General features: G+C 70.6%; 10 protein-coding genes and 1 tRNA gene. 9 read left to right on the top strand and 2 right to left on the bottom strand.

The window, feature by feature from the left end:
* The 9 genes from CH341_RS24015 to CH341_RS23975 all read left to right on the top strand — a co-directional run.
* Positions 1-1831: ATP-binding cassette domain-containing protein (locus tag CH341_RS24015; protein WP_111421512.1), on the top strand; the 1831-nt coding region annotated here is incomplete at its 5' end.
* Positions 1832-1994: 163 nt separating this feature from the next.
* The gene (locus CH341_RS24010; RefSeq protein ID WP_111421511.1) at positions 1995-3236 is read left to right on the top strand and encodes an amidohydrolase family protein; all 1242 of its coding nucleotides are present in this window, start codon (positions 1995-1997) and stop codon (positions 3234-3236) included.
* A 75-nt stretch (positions 3237-3311) separates the two neighbouring features.
* The gene (locus CH341_RS24005; RefSeq protein ID WP_111421510.1) at positions 3312-4286 is read left to right on the top strand and encodes an alpha/beta fold hydrolase; all 975 of its coding nucleotides are present in this window, start codon (positions 3312-3314) and stop codon (positions 4284-4286) included.
* Positions 4287-4425: 139 nt separating this feature from the next.
* Positions 4426-4502 (top strand) — tRNA-Trp (locus tag CH341_RS24000).
* 139 nt (positions 4503-4641) lie between these two features.
* Positions 4642-4839 carry a preprotein translocase subunit SecE gene (secE, locus tag CH341_RS23995; RefSeq protein WP_111421509.1) on the top strand — a complete coding sequence of 66 codons (198 nt, stop codon included), beginning with the start codon at positions 4642-4644 and terminating at the stop codon, positions 4837-4839.
* A 24-nt stretch (positions 4840-4863) separates the two neighbouring features.
* Positions 4864-5394 (top strand): transcription termination/antitermination protein NusG, encoded by a 531-nt coding sequence (gene nusG / locus CH341_RS23990; protein WP_111421508.1) that lies wholly within the window; start codon positions 4864-4866, stop codon positions 5392-5394.
* A gap of 256 nt (positions 5395-5650) precedes the next feature.
* Positions 5651-6079 carry a 50S ribosomal protein L11 gene (gene rplK, locus CH341_RS23985; protein WP_111421507.1) on the top strand — a complete coding sequence of 143 codons (429 nt, stop codon included), beginning with the start codon at positions 5651-5653 and terminating at the stop codon, positions 6077-6079.
* A 5-nt stretch (positions 6080-6084) separates the two neighbouring features.
* Positions 6085-6801: a 50S ribosomal protein L1 gene (gene rplA, locus CH341_RS23980; protein WP_111421506.1), complete on the top strand. Its 717-nt coding sequence runs from the start codon at positions 6085-6087 to the stop codon at positions 6799-6801.
* 218 nt (positions 6802-7019) lie between these two features.
* Positions 7020-7553 (top strand): hypothetical protein, encoded by a 534-nt coding sequence (locus tag CH341_RS23975; protein WP_146604596.1) that lies wholly within the window; start codon positions 7020-7022, stop codon positions 7551-7553.
* 21 nt (positions 7554-7574) lie between these two features.
* Here the strand turns inward: CH341_RS23975 and CH341_RS23970 are convergent, their stop codons facing one another.
* Both CH341_RS23970 and CH341_RS23965 read right to left on the bottom strand, forming a co-directional pair.
* Entirely contained in the window at positions 7575-7937 is a 363-nt protein-coding gene (locus CH341_RS23970) for a hypothetical protein (RefSeq protein WP_111421504.1), read from the bottom strand.
* Between the two features lie 53 nt (positions 7938-7990).
* Positions 7991-8848, bottom strand: a complete 858-nt coding sequence (locus CH341_RS23965) for an FAD binding domain-containing protein (protein WP_146604595.1) — start codon at positions 8846-8848, stop codon at positions 7991-7993.
* Positions 8849-9252: the final 404 nt, after the last annotated feature.

Genomic DNA, 9252 nt, shown 5'->3' with positions numbered 1-9252 from the left:
CCTAGCCGGCGGCATCTTTGCGCCGCTGATGATGTTCGTCGCGCCCGACTCGTTCCCGTTCTCGCAGTCGATCCTGTTCCTGCTCGCCGTGATCGTCGGCGGCGCCGGTGCCGTGTTCGGCCCGGTGATCGGCGCCGCGATCAGTGTCGTGCTGCCCGAGCTGCTGTCGGGTCTCGCCGAGTACCGGCTCCTGTTCTTCGGCGCGCTGCTGCTCGGCGTGCTGTGGCTCGCGCCGGAGGGCGTCATCGGCACGGTGTCGCGGTTCTGGCGCCGCACCGATCCGCGCCCCGCCGACGGCAGCGGCTACGACCTCGCCGCCTTCCTGGCGCCGGACGCGCCGCAGACGCTTCGGGTCGAAGGGCTGACGCTCGCCTTCGGCGGCATCAAGGCGGCGACCGGCGTCGCCGTCACGGCGGAGCCCGGCCGCGTCACCGCGATCATCGGGCCGAACGGCGCCGGCAAGACGACGGTGCTCAACATGATCGGCGGCTTCTACCGCCCCGATGCCGGCTCCGTCCGGCTCGGCGACGCCGATCTCGCCGGCGCCGCGAGCCACCGCGTCGCCCGCGCCGGCATCGCCCGCACCTATCAGACGACGCGGCTGTTCGGCTCGATGAGCGTGCTCGACAACGTGCTGGTGGCGCTGCGCCGCGGACGGCTCGGCGGCCTGTTGGGGCGCTTCGCCGGGCCGGACGACATGAAGGCCGCCGAGGCGCTGCTCGCCTTCGTCGGCTTCCGCGGCGGGCTGGCGACGCCCGCCGCCGATCTTCCGCATGTCGACCGGCGCCTCGTCGAGATCGCCCGGGCGCTCGCCATGCGGCCGCGCGTGCTGCTGCTCGACGAGCCGGCCGCCGGCCTGATGCGGGCCGACAAGGATGCGCTCGCCGGCCTGCTGCGCCGCATCGCCGGACTCGGCATCGCCGTGATCCTGGTCGAGCACGACATGCAGCTCGTGATGGGGATCTCCGATTCCATCGTGGTGCTCGACGCCGGCGTTCCGATCGCCACCGGCACGCCGGCCGAGATCCGGCGCGACCCGAAGGTCATCGCGGCCTATCTGGGCGGCGAGACCAGGCAGGCGCGGGGGCGTCCGGCGCCCTGGCAGGCGCCGCCCGACGCGGTGCTCACCGTCATCCGCCTCACCGCCGGCTACAATGCCGCCCCGGTGCTGGAAACCGTCGACCTCGACGTCTATCCGGGCGAGACCGTCGCCCTGATCGGCGCCAACGGCGCCGGCAAGTCGACCACCATGCGGTCGCTCGTCGGCCTGCTGCGGCCGGTCGACGGCGAGGTGGTGTTCGACGACGTGCGCATCGAGCATCTCGACGCCCCCGCGATCGCGGCCGCCGGGCTGGTGCTGGTGCCCGAGGGTCGCCAGGTGTTTCCGGACCTCTCGGTGCGCGACAACATTTTGCTCGGCGCCTACACCCGGCGGGACGGCGCCATCGAGGCGGACGCGGAGCGTCTATTGAACCGCTTCCCGCGGCTGCGCGAACGAATCGGCGGCCCGGCCGGCCTTCTCTCCGGGGGCGAGCAGCAGATGCTGGCGATCGTCCGCGGGCTGATGGCGCGGCCGAAAACCCTGCTGCTCGACGAGCCGTCGCTCGGCCTCGCGCCGGCCGTCATCGACGGGCTGTTCGACGTGCTGGCGCAGCTCCGCGACGACGGCGTCACCATCCTGCTGGTCGATCAGATGGCGCAGCTCGCCCTCGACGTCGCCGACCGCGCTTATGTGCTGGAGTCCGGCCGCGTGGTGCGCACCGACACGGCCGCGGCCCTGCGCGGCGACCCCGCCATCGAGGCGGCTTATCTGGGCCGTGCGGCGGAGTAGGCGGCGTGGAAACAAGCCAGTCATTCCGGGGCGCGCCGAAGGCGCGAACCCGGAATCCAGCCCTCAACTCGGCATTCTTGGCTGGATTCCGGGTCCGACGCTTCGCGCCGGCCCGGAATGACCACAGCTATCTGTAGCCCACTCTCGGATTCGAGCCGCCTTCATGCCCCTCGACCTCGTCTTCACAAACGTCCGCCTCGTCGGCCGCGAGGCCCCCTGCGACATCGCCGTCGCGGGCGGCCGCATCGTCGCCATCGAGCCGCGCATCGCCGCCGATGCTCCGACCGAAAATCTCGGTGGCCGGCTCGCCGTGCCGGGCTTCGTCGAGACCCACATTCATCTCGACAAGTCCTGCATCCTCGACCGCTGCACCAGCCGGGAGGGGACGCTGGCCGAGGCCATCGCGCAGGTGGCGGCGGCCAAGAAGGACTTCACCGAGGACGACGTTTTCGCCCGCGCCGCCCGCACGCTGGAAAAGGCGATCCTGCAGGGCACGACGCGCATGCGCACCCATGTCGAGGTCGACCCGCGCATCGGCCTGACCAGCTTTCGCGCCATCCGAAGGCTGAAGCGCGACTACGCCTTCGCCGTCGATCTCGACATCTGCGTCTTCCCCCAGGAGGGCCTGCTGAACGATCCGGGCACCGAGGAGCTCCTGGTGGAGGCCTGCGAGCAGGGCGCCGACGCGATCGGCGGCTGTCCCTACACCGACACGGACCCGCACGGCCAGATCGCCCGCATCTTCGCCATCGCCCAAAGCTTCGATCTCGACGTCGACTTCCATCTCGACTTCGATCTCGACCCGTCCTGGACGCATCTCGACGAGGTCTGCCGGGCGACCGACCGCGCCCGCTGGGGCGGCCGCGTCGCCATCGGCCATGTGACCAAGCTCTCGGCCATGCCGGAGACGGCCCGCGCCGCGGCGGCCCAAAGGCTCGCCGATGCCGGCGTCGCGCTGACCGTGCTGCCGGCGACCGACCTCTTCCTGATGGGCCGCGGCCACGACCACGATGTTCCGCGCGGCGTCACGCCGGCCCACCGGCTGGCGGAGCAGGGCGTCACCTGCTCGATCGCCACCAACAACGTGCTCAACCCGTTCACGCCGTTCGGCGACTGCTCGCTGGTGCGGATCGCCAATCTCTACGCCAATGTCGCCCAGCTCGGCCGCCGGGCGGAGCTCGAGGCCTGTCTCGACATGGTCACGGCGGCGCCCGCGAAGCTGATGAACCTGGCCGACTACGGCATCGCGGTCGGCAACCCGGCCGATCTGGTGGTGCTCGAGGCGGTCGATCCCGCCCAGGCGATCGCCGAGCTCGCCGTGCCGCTCGGCGGCTGGAAGCGCGGCCGCCGCACGTTTTCCCGGGCGCCCGCGGTGCTCCACCGGGAGCCGGTCGCGGTGGGGTGACGGCGGCGCCGCTTGCGCCGACACCGCCGGCACCGATACGCTCCGCCGGCCCTCGGGGAGGTCGCGCGCGTCACCATGCTGGTTCTCGGATGTCTGCTGCTCGTCGCGGCCGTGCTCGCTGCCTTCGCGGCGCTCACCTGGCGGCTCACCCGGACGATCGAGGCCGACAATCCGCCGGTCGGCTGGTTCGTCGACGTCGGCCCGGCGCGGATCCATCTCCTCGATCTCCCGCCCGGCGAGCCGGCGCCGCCGGAGCCCGGCGCCGTCGATCGCCCCGCCGTGCTGCTGCTCCACGGGGCCAATGTTCATCACGCCGACATGCGGGCCGCGCTGGGCGAGCGGCTGTCCCGCCGCTTGCGCGTGATCGCGCCGGACCGGCCGGGGCAGGGATTCTCGGGCGAGGGCGGCCGCGAGGTCTCGGATCCGGGCCATCAGGTCGCGCTGATCCGCGCCGCCGTCGAATCGGTCGGGGCCGGGAGGCTGATCGTCGTCGGCCACTCGCTCGGCGGGCTGATCGCGCTGCGCTACGTGCTGGACGAGGAAGGCTCGGTGGACGGGCTGGTGCTGATCAACCCGACCACGCATCCCCGTCCGGGCGGGCTGCCATGGTTCCAGCGGGTCGCCGAGGTGGTGTTCGGCGCGCCGCTGATCTGGACCGTGCTGCTGCCGGCGTCGCTCGCCATGCTCGACCGGCTGTCGACGCGGCTGTTCCGGCCCGAGCCGCCGATTCGCGCCTATGCGGCCCGCACCGGCCTGACGCTCGGCCTGACGCCGCGGCGCTTCCGCAACAGCATGAAGGAGTATTCCGACCTGCGGAATCACCTCGAGGCGATCGTGCCGCGCTATCCCGACCTCACGGTGCCGACCGTCATCGTGGTCGGCGACGCCGATCCGATCGTCCCACCCGCTTTGCACGGCGAGATCCTCGCCAAGGTGCTGCCGCGGGCCCGCGTGCTGCGCCTCCCCGGCGCCGGCCACATGGCCCATCACCGCCATGCCGAGGCGATCGCGGCCGAGGTCGAGCGACTCGCCGGCCTGCCGCCGCCCTGACACCCGCTTTGCGGGTGCGTCTGCGGGTGCGGTACCGAAAACCCGCGCCGCGCTCCCGTACCGCCCTTGCAAAGGTGGTGGCGATCATGCATTTAGGGGACGTGGCGCCTGGATCTCGGGCGCCACACCCGCTTCCCGGAGGAGTGTAGCTCAATTGGTCAGAGCACCGGTCTCCAAAACCGGGGGTTGGGGGTTCGAGTCCCTCCACTCCTGCCAGGACTGAGCGAGATTAGATCGCGCAGCCCGGCCGGGGGCGGCTCTCGCCGCAGCACGACCGCGAGGGGAGGGGAAGACGACGGCGTCCGGCCGTCGCCCGCGCGGGCTCATTTCACGAATTGGACGATCGGAAGAGGCGATGGCGAAGGTTAGCCCGTTCAAGTTCTTGCAGGAGGTCCGCTCGGAGACCGAAAAGGTCACCTGGCCGACCCGGCGCGAGACCGCGATCACCACCGTGATGGTGTTCGTGATGTCGGCGGCGGCTGCCATCTTCTTCCTGCTCGCCGACCAGGTGATCCGGTTCGGCGTGACGCTCGTGCTCGGGATCGGACGCTAGAGTGGCGCGGGTCGGGTGACGGACATGAGCAAGCGCTGGTACATCGTTCACGCCTATTCGAACTTCGAGAACAAGGTCGCGGAGTCGATTCGCGAGCAGGCGCGCCAGCGTCATCTCGAGCACCTCTTCGACGAGATCCTGGTCCCGAAGGAGAAGGTCACCGAGGTGCGGCGCGGCCGCAAGGTCGATTCGGAGCGCAAGTTCTTCCCCGGCTACGTGCTGGTGAAGATGGAGCTCACCGACGAGGCCTACCACCTCATCAAGAACACCCCGAAGGTCACCGGCTTTCTCGGCACCGACAACAAGCCGATGCCGATCTCCGAGGCCGAGGCCGGCCGCATCCTGCACCAGGTGCAGGAGGGCATCGAGCGCCCGAAGCCGACCGTCTCGTTCGAGATCGGCGAGCAGGTGCGGGTCTCCGACGGTCCGTTCGCCTCGTTCAACGGCACCGTGGAAGAGGTCGACGACGCCCGCTCGCGCATCAAGGTGGCGGTGTCGATCTTCGGCCGCGCGACCCCGGTCGAGCTCGAGTTCGCTCAGGTCGAGAAGACCTGAGGCCAAGGCCTTCCAGATCGTCGCTTTTTACGAAACGGCCGGGCTTCGTCCCGGCCGTTTCGTGCGTGGTCCCGAGCGGGCCGCGGCGGGGCTGCCCCTTGTCTCCCGCCGCGTCCTGCGATAGGTACGCGCCACACCGCCGTCGGCGAGAGCCGGCGACGGCGTCGATACGTGGGAGGAGGGACGGTTCGCCGACCGCCCTTGATCCGCACCACGAACCCTGCGAGCCGGCGGCGCCGGCGCGAAGGACTTTGCCATGGCGAAGAAAGTCACAGGATACCTGAAGCTTCAGGTTCCGGCGGGAGCGGCCAATCCGTCTCCGCCGATCGGCCCCGCGCTCGGTCAGCGCGGCCTCAACATCATGGAGTTCTGCAAGGCGTTCAACGCCCAGTCGCAGCAGATGGAGAAGGGATCGCCGATCCCGGTGGTCATCACCATCTATGCCGACCGCTCCTTCACGTTCGAGATGCGCACCCCGCCGGTGTCCTACTTCCTCAAGAAGGCGGCCGGCATCCAGTCGGGCGCCAAGGCGACCGGCCGCGACCATGTCGGGGTCATCACCCAGGCGCAGGTCCGCGAGATCGCCGAGAAGAAGCTGAAGGACTTCAACACCGACAACATCGAGTCGGCGATGCGCATGGTCGAGGGCTCCGCCCGCTCCATGGGCCTGGACGTGAAGGGCTGATCGACATGGCTGATCATGGCAAGCGCGTGCTGGCGTCCCGCGAGGGCATCGACCGCAACAAGCTCTACACGCTTCCCGAGGCCGTGCAGCTCGTCAAGGAGCGGGCCAAGGCGAAGTTCGACGAGACCATCGAGATCGCGATGAATCTCGGCGTCGATCCGCGTCACGCCGACCAGATGGTGCGTGGCGTCGTCACGCTGCCGAACGGCACCGGCCGGACCCAGCGGGTCGCGGTGTTCGCCCGCGGCGCCAAGGCCGACGAGGCGCGCGCCGCCGGAGCCGACGTGGTCGGCGCCGAGGATCTGGTCGAGCAGGTGCAGGGCGGCAATATCGACTTCGACCGCTGCATCGCCACCCCCGACCTGATGCCGCTGGTCGGTCGCCTCGGCAAGGTGCTCGGCCCGCGCGGCATGATGCCGAACCCGAAGGTCGGCACCGTCACCATGGACGTCAAGGGTGCCGTCGCCGGCGCCAAGGGCGGCTCGGTCGAGTTCCGCGTCGAGAAGGCCGGCATCATCCATGCCGGCGTCGGCAAGGCGTCGTTCGAGGCCGACAAGCTGGTCGAGAACATCAAGGCGTTCGCCGACGCGGTGTCGAAGGCCAAGCCGGCCGGCGCCAAGGGCCAGTTCATCAACCGGATCGCCCTGTCGTCGACGATGGGCCCGGGCGTGAAGGTCGAGCCCGCGACCGTGCTGACCGGTGGTGTCGCCGCGCAGCAGTGACGCCGCGCGACAGGTTCTGCGGAACGGCCGGGCTCGTCCCGGCCGTTTCGATTCCGGGGACGCCCTCCGACCTCCGGCGAATGGCAGCCGTGCCGACCGTCGACAGCATTGCCTCCACCTTGGAACCGGTTAACATTCCGCGCCATGAGCGGAATCGTTGAACGGATGTCCGAGGTGATGCCGGCAACGCCTCATCCGGAGAGCCGGAGGTGCTCGGCGTGACCATGGGCCGATCGTTCAGGGTGCTGCTGCTGTTTCTCCTGGTTCCGCTCGCGACCGTCGCCGCGAGCGCTCAGGAACGGATCACCAAGGGCTTCGTCCTGCGCGTGCCGCTGCCGCCTGGCCTGATGCCGGCCCCGGGCGCCGAGCGGCCGGCCCTGGTCGAGCACGGGCTGTCCTTCACGCGCCGCGGCGGGCCGATGGTCCAGCCCGGTCGCGCCGGGCTTCTGCTGGAATGCCGCAAAGGTGCGCTCGAGCTTCTCGCCCTCGACCTCGATTGGCCCGCGGGGGCCTCGGCGGTCGGCGAGGTCGACGTGACGGTTCAGCTCGACCAGGATGCCAGCCCGGAGCGCTGGCGCATTCTCGGCAATGCCTATGCGGCGCCCGATCCGGCGGCCCTGCTCGAGCGCTTCCTCTCGGCCCGCACCTTCGCGCTGCAGGTTCCCACCGCGGCGGGCGAGCGCGAGCTCAGCTTCGACCTGCAGGGGGTCGCCGAAGCGGCCGGACGAATCCGCGCCGCCTGCCCGTACTGACCGGGATTGGCGACGCTCGGCTCACCCTTTCGGCAACAGGCCGCCGCGCTCGAACACCGGCGTGTCGGCGGGGCGGTCCTCGTCGCCCGGGCCGGTGCCGATGTCCTCGGCGGCGCGCCGCACCGTCTCGCTTGTCTCGTCCAGACCGTCCTGCTCGTTGGCGCCCGTGCCGGGCTCGTGGGCGCCGGTGACGGCGCTGCGCGGAACCGCGCCGACATCGTCGCGGTGAGCCTCGTCGTCGAACCCCGTCCGGTCGGCCGGGTCGCGCTCGGCGGAGCGGCCGGTGGGCGTTTCCAGCACCGGTCGGTCCTGCGCGATCACCTCGGCCTGGTCGGCGAAGCCCTTGCCGGGCGGCTTGGTACGGGCGGTCTCGTCGCGGTCCATCGCGGGCTCCCTTTCGGGACCAACCCGGGCCGCGACGGGCTGTTCCGCCGGGCTCAGCCGGCGAACGCGCTCCGCAGCGCCCGGTTGAGCGCGAAGGCGTAGTTGTGGAGATTGACGTCGGCCAGGCCGGGGAGATGCGAGATCATCTCCTCGCAGGCCTCGAGGCCGACCGTGCCGGACGGCGGCCGGTGGCGGATGTCCTCGGACAGCTCCGTGAGCACGACCGGCGGGGTCTTGAGGCCGCCGAGCACGACCCGGCTCACGCCGCGCTCCGGGTCCGAGATCACGGCCGCGATCGCGTCAGCCGATTCGCTGACCGTCCGGGTGACCTTGTAGTAGCCCCACCGGGCCCGCTTCGAGGAGCGCGGCAGGACGATCGACGTCACGATCTCGGCGGGACCGAGGGCGTTGGTGAAGGCCTCCGGATAGAACGACGTGATCGGGATGCGGCGCTCGCCCTGCGGCGACAGGGTCACCAGGGTGGCGTCCAGCGCCAGCAGGGCGGTCGGCCAGTCGGCGCAAGGGTCGGCCCAGCACGCCGTGCCGCCGAGAGTCCCGCGGTTGCGCACGTCGCGATGGGCGATCCCGTGCGCCACATAGGGCAGCATCCCGGTGATGGGCGCGGGCACCTGCCCGTCCTCGATCATCGCATGGGTGACCATGGCGCCGATCGACACGCTGTCGCCATGCGCCTCGATGACCCGCAGATCCGTCACCTGACCGAGATCGACGATGACGTGCGGTACCGCCGCGCGCAGGCTCATCTGCGGGATCAGCGACTGGCCTCCGGCCAGGACCACGCCGCGTTCGCCGCACTGCGCGAGCACGTTGACGGCCTCTTCGGCGTACAGGACGCGAACGTAGTCGAACTGCGCAGAATCCATGTGGACGTCCAGCGAGGGTTCCTTCATGGGCACCCCGTGCAGGCGCGGCGGCCGGCCGGGCCTGCAATGACCGAAGCCCCGGCGCTTGCCGGCCCGGAACGCGTCCTGCGGCGGGCCGGTCGAGCCCGACACCCGGCGGCGCTCCGGTTGTGGACATCGGAAGCATAACTCGTCGCGCGAGCCGCGGTCGCAGAGTGAATGGCGTCGAAAAGTAGGAAGACGGAACGGTCCAACACGGTCCTGAGCCGGGCTCGTCACGAAACGGCCGACACCGCACGACGGTTGCGGAGTGCCGATCGGCTAAGGTCTCATACAGGTCACGGTCTTTGTCAATTTGTCAGAACACGGCGGTCGTGCGGAATGGTGGACACGCGTCCGCTCCGCTCACGACGGCCTGTTCCGCATCGGCCCGCGGTGGCGCCGCCCGGGGG

It is taken from the genome of Rhodoplanes roseus (genome assembly GCF_003258865.1).
Taxonomy (GTDB): Bacteria; Pseudomonadota; Alphaproteobacteria; order Rhizobiales; family Xanthobacteraceae; genus Rhodoplanes; species Rhodoplanes roseus.
This window is presented reverse-complemented; position numbering and strand designations above follow the sequence as displayed.